The organism is Allobosea sp. RIT-PG3_2 (genome assembly GCF_057321085.1).
On sequence record NZ_JBXWCA010000004.1, the window covers coordinates 362246 to 379008 of the forward strand.

Here is a 16763-nt window from a genome sequence, read left to right on the forward strand (position 1 = left end):
ACGAACTTCCGTGTGACGACGACGATGATGATCCTTCGCCTTGCCTGTGCCTGGGCTTCGGTTGCCGTATTCCTGCTGTTCGGCGACACTCTGCTCGGTCAGCTCGGCGCGCCGTTGCCGTCCCTGCTCGTTTTCCTCTGGTTGCTCGGCGTCATCATCTGGTCGTCCTTCGGCGTCGTGCACGAGGCCGAGGACCTGGCCGACAGGTTGGGCGAGCCCTATGGCACACTGATCCTGACCCTCTCGATCGTCATCATCGAGGTGGCGCTGGTCGGCGCCGTCATGCTCGGCGCGAAGGGGGCGCCGACGCTCGGCCGCGACACGATGTTCGCGGTGCTGATGATCGTGCTCAACGGCGTGGTCGGCATCGGCCTGCTGATCGGCGGCCTGAGGCATTTCCAGCAGCGCTACAACCTGAAGGGCGCCACGTCCTATCTGGCCGTAATCATCCCGCTGACGGTGATCCCGCTCTTCCTGCCGAACTTCACGACCTCGACGCCGGACGGCACGCTGACCTCCTTCCAGGCCATCGCCTTCTCGATCTTCACGGTCGCGCTCTACGGCGCCTTCCTCGCGCTCCAGACGGGGCGGCACAGCATGTTCTTCCGCGAGCCGGAGGAGGACGGCAAGCCGGTCGCGGCTGCCGGCGTCGAGGAGGAGTCTTCTTCCGCACGCGAAATCCTGCCGCATGTCGGGCTGCTGCTCGCCAATATCCTGCCGATCGTCATCCTCTCGAAGAGCCTGGCGGCGGTGCTCGACTTCGGCATCGCCAAGCTCGGCGCGCCCGCCGCGCTCGGCGGCATCCTGATCGCGATGGTGGTGTTCACGCCGGAATGCATTGCCGCGCTCAAGGCGATCACCGCCAATCAGCTGCAGCGCGCGGTCAATCTCTGCCTGGGTGCGGCCGCCTCGACGCTGGGCATGACGGTGCCGGCTGTGCTGCTGATCGGTGTCTTCACCGGCCAGCCGGTGGTGCTCGGCCTGTCGGCGACGAACATGGTGATCGCCGCCATGACCCTGCTGCTCTCGACGCTGACTTTCACCGGCACGCGCACCACCATGCTGGAGGGCGCGGTGCATCTCGCCGTCTTCTTCGTCTTCCTCGTGCTGGTGTTCAGCCCCTGACGCGCAAGCGATAACCCCGCAGGTAATCGACCCGCGCCATCTGCGACGTCATGGTCCTCCGCAACGGCCGGCTTTCGAGCGGCCCTTCGACGGAGAGCACCATGACCGCCTATGCCATCGCCCACCTCCAAGAAGTCCGGCTCGGTCCGGAGATCATCGACTACATCCGGCGCATCGATGCGACGCTTGTTCCCTATGAGGGCCGTTTCCTGATCCATGGCGCGACGCCGGAGATCATCGAGGGGCCATGGCCCGGCGATCTCGTCATCATCGCCTTTCCCGATCTGGAGCAAGCGCGCGCCTGGTACGACTCGCCCGGCTACCGCGAGATCCTGCCGCTGAGGACGGAGAACTCGCTCAGTATGGCGATGATCGTGAAGGGCGTGGAGCCCGGCTACCGCGCGACCGATTTCCTCGCCAAGGCCGGCCTTGCCTGATCCGTTTCGATCAGCTGTGCGAAGCGAGCTCGGTCTCGATGAAGCCTCGCACTTCCTCTGCCGCGACACCCGGCGCGATGAAGCTCTTGCCGATGCCGCGGGCGAGGATGAAGGTCAGGACGCCGCGCTTGACCTTCTTGTCCTGCGCCATGGCGTTGACGATCTCCTCGGCGCTGCCCGCCCCGCCCGGAACCTGCTGCAAACGGCTGGGCAGGCCGACATGGTCGAGATGACGCGCGACCCGCCCGGCATCCTGGCCCGGGCAGAGCCCGAGGCGCTGCGAGAAGCGGAAAGCGAGCGCCAGACCGATGGCGACGGCCTCGCCATGGACAAGGCGCGCGGAATCGTAGTTGGTCAGGCGCTCCAGCGCATGGGCGAAGGTGTGGCCGAGATTGAGGAGCGCGCGGTCGCCCTCCTCGCGCTCGTCGCGGGCCACGATCGCCGCCTTGGCGCGGCAGGAGACGGCGACGGCATGGTCACGCTCCGGGCCGCCGGCGATAACGCGGCTCCAGTTCGCCTCGCACCAGTCGAAGAAGACGGGGTCGTCGATCAGCCCGTATTTCACGACCTCGGCGTAGCCGGCCTTGAACTCGCGCTCGCTCAGCGTGTCGAGGAGGGCGGTGTCGGCGACGACCAGCGCCGGCTGGTGGAAGGCGCCGATCAGGTTCTTGCCATATGGCGAGTTGATGCCGGTCTTGCCGCCGACCGAGGAATCGACCTGCGAGAGCAGCGTTGTCGGCACCTGGATGAAGCGGACGCCGCGCCGCAGCACCGCTGCGGCGAAGCCGGTGAGATCGCCGACGACGCCGCCGCCGAAGGCGATGACGAGGTCGTTGCGTTCTATCTTCGCCGCCAGCAGGGCATCGCAGAGCGCGATGAACTGGGCATAGGATTTCGAGCCTTCTCCCGGCGGTATGGTGATGCGGCTCGACGTGATGCCTTCCTGGTGCAGGCAGGCCTCGAACGCGGCGCCATGTAGGGCGGCCACGCTGGTATCGGTGACGAGGGCGGCCTTGGCGCCGGGCGCGAAGGCCGCGATCAGGGCGGCGGCCTCGCAGAGCTGGTGGCGGCCGATATGGATGTCGTAGGCGCGGCCCTCCAGCGCGACGGGGACGGTGATCCGCGCGCCGGCCTTCTCGGTCAGGGTGGCGTTCATGGCGTGTCTTCTCCGGCCGTCAGGCGCAGATAGCCGCCCAATGCGGCAATGGTTTCGCCGACCACGAGTTCGTGAGGCTCGTCGCTCGACTGGATCGTCAGGTCGGCAAGCGCGTAGACGGGCTCGCGATCGGCCAGCATCCGGCGCAGGGTCGCCTCGGGGTCGGTCGTCTGGAGCAGCGGGCGGTTGGAGCGCTTGCGGACGCGGCGCATCAGCACATCGGGCTCGGCCTTGAGCCAGACCGAAACGCCGAGCTGCTTGATGCGCTCGCGCGTTTCGGCATTCATGAAGGCTCCGCCGCCGGTCGCGAGAACGAGCGGTGCGCGGGTCGTGAGAATGCGGCTGATGACGCGGCGCTCGCCATCGCGGAACTCGGCCTCGCCGCGCTGCGCGAAGATCTCCGGAATCGTCATGCCCGCGGCCGTCTCGATCTCGGTATCGGCGTCGACGAAGGGCATGCCGAGGCGGCTGGCGAGCCGGCGCCCGACAGAACTCTTGCCGGAGCCCATCATCCCGACGAGCACGATGGCGCGGCTGCCGAGGGCAGCGCGGAGATCGGCCGTGTCCGGGGCGGTGATTGTGGCGGCGGCAGTCATCGATCTTATTTCCTCGGCACGCTGTAGCACGCAGGCGCCGGCCGCGTCATGCCTCCGTCATGGTTTTGCCGCGCTTTGCGTGGGGCTGTGGCCTGCCTGCCCTTGCGCGGCGCGGGCGGCATCGCGGATAGTCGGCTGGCCCAAGATCGCGCGATTGCAAGAGTTCGCCCGAAGTGCCGACGTTATTCCGTTTCCTCGTCTTCGTCGCGGTCATCGCCGGTCTGGTCTTCGGGGGCATGGTGGCGCTCGTGACCTTCGTCCAGCCGGTGCAGCGCGAGATGGTCGAGATCGTGCCGCCCTCGAAACTTCAGCCGAAATGAGCCGTTTGTCGCGCCAGCGGCTGAATGCTTACCTCGACATGCTGGCGGCGGAGCGCGGCGCGGCGCGCAACACGCTCGAAGCTTATGAGCGCGACGTCGAGGATTATCTCGGCTTCCTCGCCAACAAGCCGGTGGCCGACGCCACGGCGGATGATATCCGCGGCTGGCTCGCCGATCTGTCGGCGCGCGGGCTCAAGGCCTCCTCGGCGGCGCGGCGGCTTTCCGCCGTGCGGCAGTTCCATCGCTTTCTCTATACCGAAGGGTTGGCGGGGACCGACCCCTCCGCCGCGATCTCGGGCCCCCGCCAGGGGCGGCCGCTGCCGAAGGTGGCCTCGGTCGGCGATGTCGACCGGCTTCTCGAAACTGCGCGGGCGGCATGTTCGCGGGAGGGGCTGACCAAGACGGCCCGGCTGAAGGCGTTGCGAATGCGCTGCCTCGTCGAGATGCTCTACGCCACGGGCCTGCGTGTTTCCGAGCTGATCGCGCTGCCGCGATCGGCCGCGACGACACGCGAGCGCTTCCTGATCGTGCGCGGCAAGGGCGACAAGGAACGGCTGGTGCCGCTGAACGAGGCGGCGAGGCAGGCTGCACGCGAGTGGCTGGAGGCGCTGACGGAAGCGGGCGAGACCGATGGGCGTTGGCTCTTCCCCTCGGATGGGGAGAGCGGCCACCTGACGCGGCAGGTCTTCGCGCGCGATCTCAAGGTGCTCGGCGGAGCGGCGGGGCTCTCGGCCGCGGCGCTCAGCCCGCATGTGCTGCGGCATGCCTTCGCGAGCCATCTGCTGCAGAACGGGGCCGATCTGCGGGTCGTGCAGGAGCTGCTGGGCCATGCCGACATCGCGACGACGCAAATCTACACCCATGTCCTCGACGAGCGGTTGAAGAGCATGGTGCGCGATCTCCATCCGCTGGCGGATAGCGAGTGAGGCACGGCCGTCGCCGCGTCATTCTCGGGCGGAGCGAAGCCTAGACCCGAAAATCTCAGGACGAAAGAAGCTGGTTTCCGAGATGCTCGGGTCAAGCCCGCGCATGACGTACAGCGCTCACGCCTCAGAGCAGCGGATCTGCTGGACGCGCCGGGGCATCTCGCCGACGGCCGGGATGAACTGGCCGGTCGCGGGATCGAGGATCATCAGCACACCCGTGGCGACCGCGAAATAGGCGCCGTGCAGGTGCAGCCTGCCCTTGCTTTCGAGGATCTGGACGCAAGGGAAAGTGCGGAGATTGTCGAGCGATTGCTGGACCGAAGCCAGTTCAAGCCGGTGCAGGTAGCCGTCGAAGCTCTCGTTGCGGCCGCGCCCGCCGGTGCGCTCGGCCGCCGGGCCGATCAGGGTGATCCATTTGCCGATGAAGTCGCCGGGCGAGAGCGCTTCCTGGCTGTCGTCGGCGAAGGCGCGGATGCCGCCGCAGCGGCCATGGCCGAGCACGACGATATGCTGGACCTTGAGCGCCTGCACGGCATATTCCAGCGCGGCCGACGTGCCGTGGAGCTGGTTGTCCGGCTGGAAGGGCGGCACGAGATTGGCGATGTTGCGGGCGACGAACATCTCGCCCGGCCGCGCATCGAAGATGACTTCCGGCGAAACGCGCGAGTCGCAGCAGCCGATCAGCATGATCTTCGGCGTCTGGCCGTGTTCGCCAAGTTCTTCGTATCGGCCCTTTTCGCGGAGAAAACGGTCGTCGAGGAAGGTCCGATAGCCTTCCGTCAGGCGCTGCGGGAACGGCTCTGCAGGCTTTTCCATGGCTCTTCTCGAACAGGAAAGCGCGGGCTTCGTCAAGTCGATGTTGCGGTGCGATACGGGCGAGCGCCTATCGGCCGCCGCAAATCCGCGCTTCGAGCACGGAGACGAGCGTGCGCGGCTCACCCCGCAGCAGCACGGTCTTCAGCCGCGCGCTGGCGCCGGCGACGATGGCGATCTGCGAACGCGGCAGCCTGAGTTCACCCGACAAAAGCAGGATGAGGGCGGCGTTCGCCTCACCCTCCGTCGGTGCTGCCCGGACGCGCGCCTTCAGCACGGAGCGACCATCGGCCAGGGTCTCGACACCATCTAACGCATCGCGGCCGCCGCGCGGCGTCAGCCTGACGGTCAGGCTGACGCCTTCGCCTGTTTCCCGCCAGGGACGGCTGGTCGGATCGCTCATCGGCTCTCTCTTCGGCCCTCTCGTCGGGAAGGAGCAGCCATGCGCCGCCGGGTCATGGACATACCGGTCGCGTCGCCTAGTCTGGCTGCCTGCGCCCTGTGCGGCATAACGCTTGCCAAGGCGCCTGCGCAACGGAGACACCCGCCTTGACCGAACCTTGCGATCTCAGCGCCGTCGCCGCGCGCGCCCTCATCGGCGCCCGGAAGCTTTCCGCCCGCGAACTGCTCGAAAGCTGCATCCGCCGCATGGACGAGGTCGATCCGGCGGTGAACGCGATGGTGGCGCGGGACGACGAGGCGGCACGCAAGGCGGCCGCCGAGGCCGACGAAGCGACGGCGCGCGGCGATGCGTTGGGCGCTCTGCACGGCCTGCCGGTCGGGATCAAGGATCTCGAAAACACCGCGGGACTGCGCACCACCTATGGCAGCGCGCTCTATCGCGATTTCGTACCGAAGGAAGACCAGCTGATCGTCGCCTCGGTGCGCAAGGCCGGCGCGATCATCGCCGGCAAGACCAACACGCCCGAATGGGGCGCCGGGGCCAATACCCGCAATGCCGTCTACGGCGCGACGGGCAACCCCTTCGATCCGTCGAAGAGCGCGGCCGGCTCCTCCGGCGGCTCGGGCGTGGCGCTGGCGACGGGCATGGTGCCGATCGCCACCGGCTCCGACACGGGCGGTTCGCTGCGCAATCCGGCGGCCTTCAACGGCATCGTCGGCTTCCGCCCGACGCCGGGCCTCGTGCCGAGCGAGAAGCGGGCGCTCGGCTGGTATCCGCTTCCGGTGCTCGGGCCGATGGCGCGCAATGTGCCCGATCTCTGCCTGCTGCTTTCCTCCATGGTCTCCGACAACGGTGCCGATCCGCTCGCCACGACCGTGCATGGCCAGACGATCCGCCGGCCGCAGGATTTCGCCCGACCCGATGCCATCGATCTCGCCTCGCTCAAGGTGGCGCTGACGCCCGATTTCGGCTTCGCCCCGACGGAGCGGCATATCAAGGACGTCTTCGCCGAGAAGACCGGGGCGTTCAGCCATCTCTTCCACGCTGCCGAGGAAGCCACGCCGGATTGCGACGGCACCGACGAGGTCTTCGAAATCCTGCGCGCGGTCGGCTTCCTTGCGGGCCATCTCGACAAGGTGCGCGACACGCCGGACATGGTCGGGCCTAATGTGCGGGCCAATGTCGAGGAAGGCCTGGGCTATTCGGCCCTCGACGTCACGCGGGCGCTGAAGCAGCAGACGGCGATCTACCAGCGCTGGCAGCAGTTCTTCGAGCGCTACGACGTCATCCTCTCGCCGGCGGTGACGTTGAGCCCGCGGCCCTGGACCGAGCTCTTCCCCGCCGAGATCGACGGCAGGGCGACGCGGACCTATTTCCACTGGCTGGCGCTGGCCTATGCCGTCACCATCGTCGGACACCCGGCGATCTCGCTGCCGGTCGGGCTCGACCGCAACGGCATGCCCTTCGGGCTCCAGATCGTCGGGCCGCGCGGCGGCGATGCCAAGGTGCTGGCGGTGGCCGCCGCGCTGGAGGCGGCGCTGGCGGGCGACCCGCTGACGGCGCGGCCGGTGCCGGACCTCGCCAGACTCGCCAAGGCCCGGCCGATCAGCGAGAGCCCGAATTTCATGGGCTTCGCTTGAACGGACACAACGATCGTCAACCAGAAAAAGGGGAGAGCAAGCATGAAGCGTCGCGATTTTCTTACGGGGACGGCCGCGCTGGCCATCGCCGGCCCGAGCCTGACGCGCTCCGCCGCCGCGCAGAGCGCCACGACCCTGAAGTTCGTGCCACAGGCCAACCTGACGGCGCTCGATCCGATCTGGACGACGGCGACCGTGACCAACAACCACGGCTATTTCGTCTTCGACACGCTCTATGGTGGCGATCTCGATCTCAAGCCGCAGCCCCAGATGGCCGAGGGCCACGAGATCTCGGCCGATGGCAAGACCTGGCGCATCAAGCTGCGCGAGGGGCTCGCCTTCCATGACGGCGCCCCGGTCAAGCCGGCCGACTGCATCCAGAGCATGAAGCGCTGGTGCCAGCGTGATCCGTACGGGCAGCTCCTGACCAAGGTCGTCGAAGCCTGGAGCGCGCCCGACGAACGCACCATCGAGATCAAGCTGACCCGGCCCTTCCCGATGATGCTGGACCTGCTCTCCAAGGCGGACAACCCGCCCTTCATCATGCCGGAGCGGCTGGCCCAGACCGACGCCACCAAGCAGGTGACGGAGATGGTCGGCTCCGGCCCCTACAAATTCGTCCCCGGCGAATATGTCACCGGCAGCCGCGTGGTCTACGAGAAGTTCGACGGCTACAAGCCGCGCAGCGAGGCGCCGAGCCGCAATGCCGGCGGCAAGGTCGCGAACTTCAAGCGGATCGAGTGGCACATCCTGCCCGATCCGGCGACCTCCGCCGCGGCCCTGACGACGGGCGAGGTCGACTGGTGGGAGCGTCCGCTCGCCGATCTGCAGCCGATGCTGGCCCAGAGCCCCGACATCAAGCGCGAGATCATCGACAAGGCCGGGCGCGGCGCCATCATCCGGCTGAACCATCTGCAGCCACCCTTCAACAACCCGAAGGTGCGTGCCGCCGTCCGCATGGCGGTGAAGCAGGAAGACTATATGCGCGCCGCCCAGGGCGACGATACCTCGACCTGGCAGGTCTGCCGCAATCTCTGGTGGCGCGGCACGCCGTACTACACGGGCGAGCAGGAAGATCTGATGCCGGGCAGCATCGAGAAGGCCAAGGCCGCGCTGAAGGAGTCCGGCTACAATGGCGAGAAGGTCGTCATCATCAATCCGACCGACTTCCCGGATATCGGGCCGCTCGGCGAGGTGACCTACGAACTGCTCAAGCAACTCGGCATGAACGTGGAGATGGCGGCGAGCGACTGGGGTACGGTGATCCAGCGCCGCAACAGCCGCGAGGGCGTCGAGAAGGGCGGCTGGAGCATCTTCCACACCACCGGCGCGGCAATCGGCTGGGGCAACCCGGCGCTGTCGAACCTTGTGCGCGGCCAGGGCGACAAGGGCTGGTTCGGCTGGTGGAAGAGCGACAAGGCCGAGGAACTGGCCGAGCAGTGGCTCTATGCGCCCGATGAGGCCGCGCAAAAGAAGACGGCGGTCGATCTCGGCCGGCTGGCGCTGGAAGAATGCGGGACGATCCCGCTCGGCCAGTTCGTCATCCGCACCGCCTATCGCAAGAACCTGACCGGCATGCTGCCAGGCTCCGCGCCCTATCCCTGGGGCTTGAAGCGGGTCTGAGACCGTCCGGCAACTCTACTGCGGCGGTCGCCTGACGGCGTTTTCTGCGCTTCCGGTGCTCACGTACTGATGTACGCTCCGCTCCGGTTCTCGAAAACGCCGCCATTCGACTCCCCGCAGCGAGTGGCCGGACGGTCTCCGGGCGGTTCGCGGCAGGGGCGGGTACGTCCCATCCCGTGCCGCCTTCGGTGCTTCAGTGCTGTGCCGCGACTGCCGCCGACCAGGGTGAGGCGGCGTCGCTCGAGCCTTCGGCGCCGTCACGGTAGACCCGGATGAAGTTCGGGCAGGCGAAGTTGATCGGCAGCACGGCATGCTCGACGAGGGTCGTCGGGCCAGCCTGCTCCAGCGCCGCCAGCGTCTCGGCGGGCAGTCGCAGATCTGCGCTGGTCGAGTCGGGGCCGGAGACGTCGATGCGCTGCTGGTGCGCCGTCGCTTCGGTATCCATGCCGAAATCGAGCTGCCAGGCGAGGGTCTGGTAGACGCTGGCGAGGATGCGACGCCCGCCGGAGGAGCCGGCGGCGAGACGCGGCCAGCCGCCATCCCTGGGCGTCACCACGACCGGGCACATGTTGCAGAGCGGGCGGGCGCCGGGCGCGATCGCATTGGCGCTGCCGGGGCGCGGATCGAACCACATCATGCCGTTGTTCATCAGCACGCCGGTGCCCGGCAGCACGACGCGGCTGCCCATCGAGGAGAGCAGCGTCGTGGTGACGGTGACGAGATTGCCCTCGCCGTCGACCACGGTGAGGTGCGTGGTGCAGGTGTCGCCCGGTTCCTTGGCCGTGGTGGCGGCGCCAAGCCCGTCGAGGCGTTCGCGATAGGCCTCTCGCATGACGCGGGAGAGCTGCGCGAACCAGGCGGCCGAAGGGCTGTCGCCATCGATCGGCGCATCGGCCATGCCGGCGACGACGCGCTCGAGCGTCGGCGCCGCGGTGAGGCCGCCGGCCGTATGGACGACGTGGCTGCCGCGCCAGTCGATCGTCGGCGCCTCGCGCAGCTCGGCCTTGCAGCCCGCCAGATCCTGCTCGCCCACGACGCCGCCGGCGGCGGCGATGTCCGCCGCGAGCTGGCGGGCGAGATCGCCGCTGTAGAAGTCGTCGAGGCCGGCTCTGGCGAGGTGTTCGAGGGTCTCCGGCAGCTTGCCGAGCGTCATGAAGCCGGGCGAGCCCTGATAGGGCGGCACCGGCGGCAGCCCGCCCGGCAGGTAGATGCGCGCGCTCTCCTGATAGAGCCGCAGCACCGCGGCGGAGGAGGCGATCTTCAGCGTCGTGTACCAATCCGCCGGCAGGCCGCGCCGGGCGAGCGCGATCGCGGGCTGCAGGATATCCGCCAGCGGCAGCGCCGAGCCGAAGGCCTGCTTGAGCTTGGCATAGCCGGCGACCGAGGACGGGATGCAGAAGGAGAGGGGGCCGTGGATGTTGCGGTCGCCGACCACCTCCGGCCAGGTGAAGAGGTCCTTCTTCATCTCGCCCGTGAGGGGGTAATCGGCGGGATCGGCGCGGCGTGGCGCGACAGGGCCGAAATCGACGACCTGCGCTCGGCTTTCCCCAGCCTTCAGCACCACCGCGAAGCCGATACCGCCGAGGCCGCTGTTCCAGGGTTCGACCGCCGCGAGCGCGAAGCAGGCCGCGACCGCTGCGTCGGCGGCATTGCCGCCCTGCTCGAGGATCGCCGTTCCGGCCTCGGCCGCCTCGCGGCTCTGCGAGACGACGATGCCGTGCCTGCCGCGGGCGGCGGGCTTGGTCAGAACCCAGTTCTGGCTGCGATATGGGCGAGCGGCTGCGGCCATGCGGGCGACCTCGATCGATTGTGGAGGTCGCCATACTGCATGCCGGCCGCGGCGCCGTCGAATGCGTCGTGGAAGCCGGGGAGCCGCGCGGCGCGCAGGGCAGACGCCGTCAGAACACGTTCGGGTAGATGTAGCGGACGATCACGCTCTGGATGAAGTAGATGATCAGCAGCAGGATGATCGGCGAGATGTCGATGCCGCCGAGATTGGGCAGGCGCTCGCGGATCGGGCGCAGGGCCGGCTCCGTGACGCGGTAGAGCGCGTCCCAGATGGTCGCGACGAACTGGTTGCGGGTGTTGATGACATTGAAGGCGATCAGCCAGCTCAGCACCGCCGAGGCGATCAAAATCCACACATAGATCTGCAGGGCGAGCAGAACCACGTCGAGAACGGCACGCATCGATCTTCCTCTTGGGCCTTTTCGGAAAGGTGTCGCGGAATATCGTCCGCCGGCGCCAAAACAGATGGCGGAGGTGATTGACATCCACGCGGCGCACGGCCTAGAAGGCCAGCGCCTTGGGGCTGTAGCTCAGATGGGAGAGCGCTGCAATCGCACTGCAGAGGTCAGGGGTTCGAATCCCCTCAGCTCCACCAAGGCTTTCGTATAAATAGCTGATCTTGTTGAGGCTGCGGCGTCATTGGCCGCGGTACCCAACATACCCCAACAGTAAACGCAAATCAGTTCGGACGGAAACGGCTCTATAGGGCTGCATTCGGATTTCAGTCCCTACGCACTGAACGCCCCCGTGGCTGGCTCACCTGGGAAAGCACGTGATCCACGCGCATAAAGATGTCGTCCAGGACTTCTTCGGCGTCGAAATCCTTGTCCTTCGCGGAAATCGCTTTTAGCGCGTCGCGGGATTGGGATTGCAGAATTAGCACTCATCATGCGGCGAACGCTTTGATGCTGCGAATCGTTTCGCTACGGCCAGTATCAAAGCTCGCAAAGCGGTTATTTCAGATCGGTCGAAATCGTCAGGGCCATCCGCAGGTGCCCCTCTATCTGCTGTTCCGCAAGAGAGTTGAGGAGGTGCAAGCGAGCGTCAGGGCTATCCCGGTTTGCTGTCCGCAAGGTCCAGATCGCGCTGGAGGCTGCCGGTGTCGAGTTCCTGAATTGCGGCCAGCCCGGCGTTCAGAGGCGGAGTTTGGGAGCCGGAGTATTATGTCACCTTATGCTTCTCGTGGGGGCGAGCGCTCGCAGGCTGGAGGACGCGTTGCTCGTTGTGATCGCGAGGTCAGGGGTGCACGAAATCGTTCTCGATCCACTCGATCACCGAACCGTGCCTTGGCTTCCAGCCGAGTTCCTTGCGGGCCTTCGCGGCACGGACGCGGCTATTCGAGCCGAGCGCGAAGACCGCAAGCTCCCGGCCCCATTTCGCGATTGCCTCCTGCGCCGACCAGGACTGTGCCGGGGCGAGCTTGAGCGTACTTCCGATCGCGCGGACGAGGTCACCGAAGGCTGCCTCGCCATTCTCGACATAGTAGAAACTGCCGGCCGGCGCCTTTTCGAGCGCCAGGACATAGAGTTCTGCCATGTCGGCAATATGGACGTTCGACCAGACGTTAAGCCCGCGCCCGATGTAGCGGGGGATGCCGCTTTCCTTCGCCTGTGCGACGAGGGGCGGGATCTGCACGCTTTGTGCCGGCGGGCCGAACGTGTGGCCATAGATCAGACTGTTGCACAATACGATCGAACGCACCCCGGGGGCCGCATCGACGATCAATTGGTTGAGCGCGACTCGAGGCTCCTTGTCGGGCTCAGGCTTGACCGGCGTCTCCTCCGTGAAGGTGGCGTCCGAAGGCTCGCCCATCGCCTCATCGCCGACGAGGCTGGTACCGCTTGTATGAATGAACGGCTTGTCAGATCCGGCGAGGCCCGAGAGCAAGGCTTCGACCGCACCCCTATGGTCGCTGTTGGCAGCGTTGACCACGGCATCCGCGGCTGTCGCCTCGGCCGCAAGCAGCTCGCGGTCATCGAGCGTACCGAAGACGGGCACGATGCCCTTGGCGAGGACGCCGTCCGCCTTGCTCGCGCTCCGCACGAGACCGCGCACCTGATGACCTTGGGAGGCGAGCAATGTGGCGACCGCTCCGCCGATATACCCGCTCGCACCGGTAACGAAAATCTTCACTGGATTTGTCCTTGCATTAGTTCCGATCCTGGCCGGCGTCGGGGGCGGCACGGGCTCAGGCGACTTTCGCGTCTTCGTAGGTCGGGTAGTCGGTGTAGCCGCGCGCGCCGCCGCCGTAGCTGAGCTCACGATCAGGTGTGACAAGCGGCCAATCGTTGCGCAGCCGTTCGACCAGATCGGGGTTGGCGATAAAGGGTTCGCCGAACGCGGCGATATCGATCAGCCCCTCCGCAATGTAACGTTCGGCCAGCTCCCTGGTCATCCCGCCGGCGAGGACGAGCGTGCCTCGAAAGCGGGCCCGGAATTTCGGCAGAAAGCCTGCCGGGATAGGCGAGCTCCCTCGCGAGCGCTGGTCCATGAAATGGACATAGGCGATGTTTCGCTTCGAGAGTTCGTCGGCGATGTGCAGATAGGTCTCTTCGATCTCCGGGTACTGTCCCATGTCGAAGAGGCCGCCATAGGGCGAGAGGCGTATTGCCGTCCGCTCGGGGCCAGTCGACTCGATGACGGCGTCGACAGCTTCGACCAGGAAGCGGACGCGGCCTTCGAGCGTGTCACCTCGATAGGCATCGGTGCGGTCATTCACCAGCGGGTTCAGAAACTGCTCGATAAGATAACCATTGGCACCGTGAAGTTCGACTCCGTCGAAGCCCGCATCGACCGCATTGCGTGCTGCCTTGGCAAAATCCGCAATGACGCCTCCTACCTCCTCTGTCGACAGTGCGCGCGGCTGCGATACGTCGACAGCGCCGGGCGTGCCATCGGCGGTCAGACCCCAAGCCTGCGAGTTGCGCGCGATCTGTGTGGTCGAACTGACCGGCGCGATGCCGCCCCGCTGATTGGAAACATGGCTGACCCGCCCGACATGCCATAGCTGGGCGAAGATGGTGCCACCCTCTTCATGCACCGCCTCGGTCACCCGGTGCCACCCGGCGACCTGCTGGCTCGTGTAGATGCCGGGGATGAAGAGGAATCCCTCGGCGGAGGGCGAGATCGGGGTTCCCTCGGTAACAATCAGGCCGGCGCCCGCGCGCTGGCGGTAATACTGCGCAGTGAGATCGTTGGCGATGCCATCCGGGTTTCGCGATCGCGTCATGGGGGCCATCGCGATGCGGTTCGAGAGCGTATGGCCGCGCATGGCGAAGGGCTCAAACAATTTGCTCATCTCTAGAATCCTCATCGGATTGGAAATGGCGGCTCCATGTCGCCTGGACCTGCAAGATGGCGGTGGGGCGCCTGCTTGATAATCCGCTCACGCTTCATCTAATCTGTGATTCAATTTCAAAGGCGAGAGCATGGACAACCGGGCAGGCGAGATGCAGGTCTTCCTGCGGGTTGTTGAAGCCGGCAGCTTTTCCGAGGCTGCGCGGCAGTTGCTGACGACGCCATCCACGGTGAGCAAGCTCATTGGCAGGATCGAGGACCGGCTCGGCGTGCGTCTCGTCGAACGCTCGACGCGGCGCCTTTCGCTGACTGATGAGGGGCGGCTCTATTATGAGCGCAGCAGCGCCTTGCTCGCGGAGCTCAACGATATCGAACGCGAGCTTGCGCAGGGGGCGGGTCACGCCAGCGGTACTGTGCGCGTCAACGTGTCGGTCGCTTTCGGAGTGCACGGATTGGTGCCGCTGCTGCCGGCATTCTGGGAGGCACATCCTAACATCATTGTGGATGTCTCGCTCTCGGACGAGATCGTCGATCTCTATCTCGATCGGACTGACATCGCATTCCGTGTCGGGGTGCTGCCCGACTCGAATTTGATGGCGCGCAAAATCGGCTCAGCCTCCCGGCGGATCGTTGCCGCTCCAGCTTACCTCGAAAAGCACGGCGTGCCCCTCACGGTCGAAGATCTCGACGGGCATAACTGCCTTGGTTTCAATTTCCGGCGAGCGGCTCCGGTCTGGCCCGTTCGGCAACACGGGCGTATCGTTGACCGGTTGGTTCGCGGCAGCCTCCTCGCCAATAACGGGGAGACCGTCCGTCAGATGGCGCTCCAAGGCGTGGGGTTGGCACGGCTGGCCGACTTCCATGTCGATCCCGACCTCGCCGCCGGACGTCTTGTCGAAGTGCTCGCCGATCCTGCCACGGCCGATTTCGAAGAGGTTCACGCCCTTTATCTTGGCGGACAGCGCGTGCCGCAACGCGTGCGCGCCTTCCTCGATTTCATGGTGCCGCGGCTGCAGGCCTTCATGGCGAACGGACGCGCTCCGGCCTCCGCCGGCGGCTCGGTCAGCCCTGCTCGATAAGCTGTTTCAGCGCCGCCAGGCCCTCGCGATAGACCGTTTCGTAGCGTGCGACGGCTTCGGTCGGACTGATACCTATCGGATTGAAGCTGCTCGACCAGGTTGCTACCGCTCCGCCTTCCTCGTCGCGGACAGACATGACACCGACATAGCCCGATACCGGGTCCGGACTGTCGAGGTGAGCATAGCTGTAGCGGTGCTCGGTCTGGCTGAATTCCAGCAGTCGTTCGACGATTGTCGCGCCGTTCGAGGTTACAAGCCGGCGAACACGCCCACCGTCGCTAAGCTCGCTGCTGATGACCATATTCAGCCAGCGGGGCAGGAAGTCGAACCCGCCCATGATCGACCAGACGCGTTCCGCGGATGCGGCAATCGCGACGGAAACCCTCACCTCGATCATCGCTCTTTCCTTTTCAAAACGGGCTGAACCGCCCGCTCTTTCGGCCAAAGCTCGCCACGATCTTCCCGTGTGAAGCCGTGTGGTCGAAGGTGACGATCAGGCCACCTTCTCGGCTTTCATCGGCGCATCGACGCGGATGCGCAGCAGGCGGAACGGTGGGGAGCTTTCATCCACACCGCCATTGAGGACGGGGAGGCGATGCAATTGATTGGCGGTAATGTAGAGCCAGCGTCCTTCGCTATCGAGTTCGACCCCGTCGGGCCAAGCGAGCCGGTCGCGATCTTGAGCGAGGATCGAGTAGCCCATGGGCGAGGCCAATCCAATCGCGCTGTTCTCGACATCGGTCACATAGATGTTGCCGAGGGCGTCGACGTCGAAGCCGTCACAGCGCGGTTTGGCGCACCAGTACTCCATCTGCGCCGCGAGCGCCGCGACGTCGCTTTCGTCAGCCAGTGCGTCGGCAGGGATCCGATGGACGGACGTTCCTGACATCGCGCCGAAATAAACCCATTTCCCAAGGGGATCCATCGCGATCGGGTTGAGCCCGTAGCGATAGGGAACGAGTTCGCCGTCCGCCATTCGAAGCGATATCGTCTTGCCGTCGACCCGCACCGGGTCTTCGCTGGGCATCAGCGTGGGGTGCGCCTCGAGCATGCGCCGGGACAGGCCGGTATCGAGATCAACAACGATGATCGCCGGGTAGTCGCTGGCCCCGCCTGGATTCAGCGTCATGTCGGCGATGTAGATGCGCCGGCGGCGGCGATCGATGACGAAATCCTGGGCGAAGGAACTCGGCCGCAGGACGTTTTGCGGCAGGACAATCACCTTGTGAAGTCGGTTCTCGTAATCATTCCAGCCGACGAGCTTCGGCTGGTGAGTGCGATCACCGAGATCGAGCATCCAGACGATGCCGTCCGCATCCGCCCGAATGCCAATTACGCCAGCCATCCCTCGGCCATCGGGCCGTGGCTTGCCGGCCCAGAACTCATCGGGATAGGGGGTGTGGTTGCCGTCGCTTGCGATGGCCCGAACCGCGAATTCGGGAGCGATGATCGCCGAGATGGAGACCAGAACCCGCCCGTCGCGCATCACCGTCGGGTTGCCCGGTCGCTCGTCGGGAAAGATGGCGACCGTTTCCAATTGACCCTTGTTCATCATCGCCC

The 16763-nt window shown here is 66.2% G+C and carries 17 protein-coding genes and 1 tRNA gene; 8 read left to right on the forward strand and 10 right to left on the reverse strand.

From position 1 onward, the window contains the following. Positions 1–27: 27 nt before the first annotated feature. Together AC2FAN_RS14995 and AC2FAN_RS15000 are read left to right on the forward strand one after the other, a co-directional pair. A complete protein-coding gene (locus AC2FAN_RS14995) occupies positions 28–1125 on the forward strand; it encodes a calcium:cation antiporter (RefSeq protein WP_476806576.1) in 1098 nt (365 codons plus the stop codon). A 101-nt stretch (positions 1126–1226) separates the two neighbouring features. Beyond that, positions 1227–1562 carry a DUF1330 domain-containing protein gene (locus tag AC2FAN_RS15000; RefSeq protein WP_485175075.1) on the forward strand — a complete coding sequence of 112 codons (336 nt, stop codon included), beginning with the start codon at positions 1227–1229 and terminating at the stop codon, positions 1560–1562. A gap of 10 nt (positions 1563–1572) precedes the next feature. Here the strand turns inward: AC2FAN_RS15000 and aroB are convergent, their stop codons facing one another. Further along, positions 1573–2718, reverse strand: coding sequence for a 3-dehydroquinate synthase (gene aroB / locus AC2FAN_RS15005; RefSeq protein WP_485175077.1), 1146 nt, complete (start codon positions 2716–2718; stop codon positions 1573–1575). Beyond that, complete coding sequence (locus tag AC2FAN_RS15010; RefSeq protein ID WP_476806578.1) at positions 2715–3314, reverse strand: shikimate kinase; 600 nt, start codon at positions 3312–3314, stop codon at positions 2715–2717. Before AC2FAN_RS15010 ends, aroB begins: the two co-directional genes overlap by 4 nt. A 173-nt stretch (positions 3315–3487) precedes the next feature. Here AC2FAN_RS15010 and AC2FAN_RS15015 point away from each other — a divergent pair, with 173 nt between their 5' ends. Then, positions 3488–3634, forward strand: a complete 147-nt coding sequence (locus tag AC2FAN_RS15015) for a histidine kinase (RefSeq protein WP_265050517.1) — start codon at positions 3488–3490, stop codon at positions 3632–3634. After that, entirely contained in the window at positions 3631–4560 is a 930-nt protein-coding gene (locus tag AC2FAN_RS15020; protein WP_485175079.1) for a site-specific tyrosine recombinase XerD, read from the forward strand. Before AC2FAN_RS15015 ends, AC2FAN_RS15020 begins: the two co-directional genes overlap by 4 nt. A gap of 117 nt (positions 4561–4677) precedes the next feature. Here AC2FAN_RS15020 and AC2FAN_RS15025 read toward each other — a convergent pair whose 3' ends face one another. Both AC2FAN_RS15025 and AC2FAN_RS15030 read right to left on the reverse strand, forming a co-directional pair. Further along, the gene (locus tag AC2FAN_RS15025) at positions 4678–5376 is read right to left on the reverse strand and encodes a carbonic anhydrase (protein ID WP_265050515.1); all 699 of its coding nucleotides are present in this window, start codon (positions 5374–5376) and stop codon (positions 4678–4680) included. Positions 5377–5443: 67 nt separating this feature from the next. Next, positions 5444–5776 (reverse strand): DUF167 family protein, encoded by a 333-nt coding sequence (locus tag AC2FAN_RS15030; RefSeq protein ID WP_265050514.1) that lies wholly within the window; start codon positions 5774–5776, stop codon positions 5444–5446. A 146-nt stretch (positions 5777–5922) separates the two neighbouring features. Between AC2FAN_RS15030 and AC2FAN_RS15035 the strand changes: the two genes are divergently transcribed. Both AC2FAN_RS15035 and AC2FAN_RS15040 read left to right on the forward strand, forming a co-directional pair. Continuing rightward, complete coding sequence (locus AC2FAN_RS15035; RefSeq protein ID WP_485175082.1) at positions 5923–7416, forward strand: amidase; 1494 nt, start codon at positions 5923–5925, stop codon at positions 7414–7416. Between the two features lie 42 nt (positions 7417–7458). Next, on the forward strand, positions 7459–9039 hold the full coding sequence (locus AC2FAN_RS15040) for an ABC transporter substrate-binding protein (RefSeq protein ID WP_485175084.1): 1581 nt from the start codon (positions 7459–7461) through the stop codon (positions 9037–9039). A gap of 193 nt (positions 9040–9232) precedes the next feature. On the opposite strand, the gene AC2FAN_RS15045 is transcribed toward AC2FAN_RS15040, so the two are convergent. Continuing rightward, positions 9233–10828, reverse strand: a complete 1596-nt coding sequence (locus AC2FAN_RS15045; protein ID WP_485175086.1) for a gamma-glutamyltransferase — start codon at positions 10826–10828, stop codon at positions 9233–9235. A gap of 109 nt (positions 10829–10937) precedes the next feature. Further along, positions 10938–11228 (reverse strand): YggT family protein, encoded by a 291-nt coding sequence (locus AC2FAN_RS15050; RefSeq protein ID WP_265050510.1) that lies wholly within the window; start codon positions 11226–11228, stop codon positions 10938–10940. Positions 11229–11346: 118 nt separating this feature from the next. Here AC2FAN_RS15050 and AC2FAN_RS15055 point away from each other — a divergent pair. Further along, positions 11347–11422 (forward strand) — tRNA-Ala (locus tag AC2FAN_RS15055). Positions 11423–12063: 641 nt separating this feature from the next. Here the strand turns inward: AC2FAN_RS15055 and AC2FAN_RS15060 are convergent. Continuing rightward, positions 12064–12960, reverse strand: a complete 897-nt coding sequence (locus tag AC2FAN_RS15060) for an NAD-dependent epimerase/dehydratase family protein (protein ID WP_485175088.1) — start codon at positions 12958–12960, stop codon at positions 12064–12066. A gap of 55 nt (positions 12961–13015) precedes the next feature. Beyond that, on the reverse strand, positions 13016–14125 hold the full coding sequence (locus tag AC2FAN_RS15065; protein ID WP_485175090.1) for an alkene reductase: 1110 nt from the start codon (positions 14123–14125) through the stop codon (positions 13016–13018). 130 nt (positions 14126–14255) lie between these two features. On the opposite strand from AC2FAN_RS15065, the gene AC2FAN_RS15070 reads away from it, so the two are divergent. Next, the gene (locus AC2FAN_RS15070) at positions 14256–15203 is read left to right on the forward strand and encodes a LysR family transcriptional regulator (RefSeq protein ID WP_485175092.1); all 948 of its coding nucleotides are present in this window, start codon (positions 14256–14258) and stop codon (positions 15201–15203) included. Here AC2FAN_RS15070 and AC2FAN_RS15075 read toward each other — a convergent pair. Continuing rightward, the gene (locus AC2FAN_RS15075; protein WP_485175094.1) at positions 15187–15600 is read right to left on the reverse strand and encodes an SRPBCC family protein; all 414 of its coding nucleotides are present in this window, start codon (positions 15598–15600) and stop codon (positions 15187–15189) included. The genes AC2FAN_RS15070 and AC2FAN_RS15075 overlap by 17 nt on opposite strands. A gap of 96 nt (positions 15601–15696) precedes the next feature. After that, positions 15697–16755, reverse strand: a complete 1059-nt coding sequence (locus AC2FAN_RS15080) for an L-dopachrome tautomerase-related protein (RefSeq protein WP_485175096.1) — start codon at positions 16753–16755, stop codon at positions 15697–15699. Between the last annotated feature and the right edge of the window lie 8 nt (positions 16756–16763).

Excerpts from the sequence above, each read along its gene's own strand:
- AC2FAN_RS14995 (WP_476806576.1), top strand. The coding sequence starts at position 28 with ATGATCCTTCGCCTTGCCTGTGCCTGGGCTTCGGTTGCCGTATTCCTG.
- AC2FAN_RS15000 (WP_485175075.1), top strand. The coding sequence starts at position 1,227 with ATGACCGCCTATGCCATCGCCCACCTCCAAGAAGTCCGGCTCGGTCCG.
- aroB (WP_485175077.1), bottom strand. The coding sequence starts at position 2,718 with ATGAACGCCACCCTGACCGAGAAGGCCGGCGCGCGGATCACCGTCCCC.
- AC2FAN_RS15010 (WP_476806578.1), bottom strand. The coding sequence starts at position 3,314 with ATGACTGCCGCCGCCACAATCACCGCCCCGGACACGGCCGATCTCCGC.
- AC2FAN_RS15020 (WP_485175079.1), top strand. The coding sequence starts at position 3,631 with ATGAGCCGTTTGTCGCGCCAGCGGCTGAATGCTTACCTCGACATGCTG.
- AC2FAN_RS15025 (WP_265050515.1), bottom strand. The coding sequence starts at position 5,376 with ATGGAAAAGCCTGCAGAGCCGTTCCCGCAGCGCCTGACGGAAGGCTAT.
- AC2FAN_RS15030 (WP_265050514.1), bottom strand. The coding sequence starts at position 5,776 with ATGAGCGATCCGACCAGCCGTCCCTGGCGGGAAACAGGCGAAGGCGTC.
- AC2FAN_RS15040 (WP_485175084.1), top strand. The coding sequence starts at position 7,459 with ATGAAGCGTCGCGATTTTCTTACGGGGACGGCCGCGCTGGCCATCGCC.
- AC2FAN_RS15045 (WP_485175086.1), bottom strand. The coding sequence starts at position 10,828 with ATGGCCGCAGCCGCTCGCCCATATCGCAGCCAGAACTGGGTTCTGACC.
- AC2FAN_RS15050 (WP_265050510.1), bottom strand. The coding sequence starts at position 11,228 with ATGCGTGCCGTTCTCGACGTGGTTCTGCTCGCCCTGCAGATCTATGTG.
- AC2FAN_RS15065 (WP_485175090.1), bottom strand. The coding sequence starts at position 14,125 with ATGAGCAAATTGTTTGAGCCCTTCGCCATGCGCGGCCATACGCTCTCG.
- AC2FAN_RS15070 (WP_485175092.1), top strand. The coding sequence starts at position 14,256 with ATGGACAACCGGGCAGGCGAGATGCAGGTCTTCCTGCGGGTTGTTGAA.
- AC2FAN_RS15075 (WP_485175094.1), bottom strand. The coding sequence starts at position 15,600 with ATGATCGAGGTGAGGGTTTCCGTCGCGATTGCCGCATCCGCGGAACGC.
- AC2FAN_RS15080 (WP_485175096.1), bottom strand. The coding sequence starts at position 16,755 with ATGAACAAGGGTCAATTGGAAACGGTCGCCATCTTTCCCGACGAGCGA.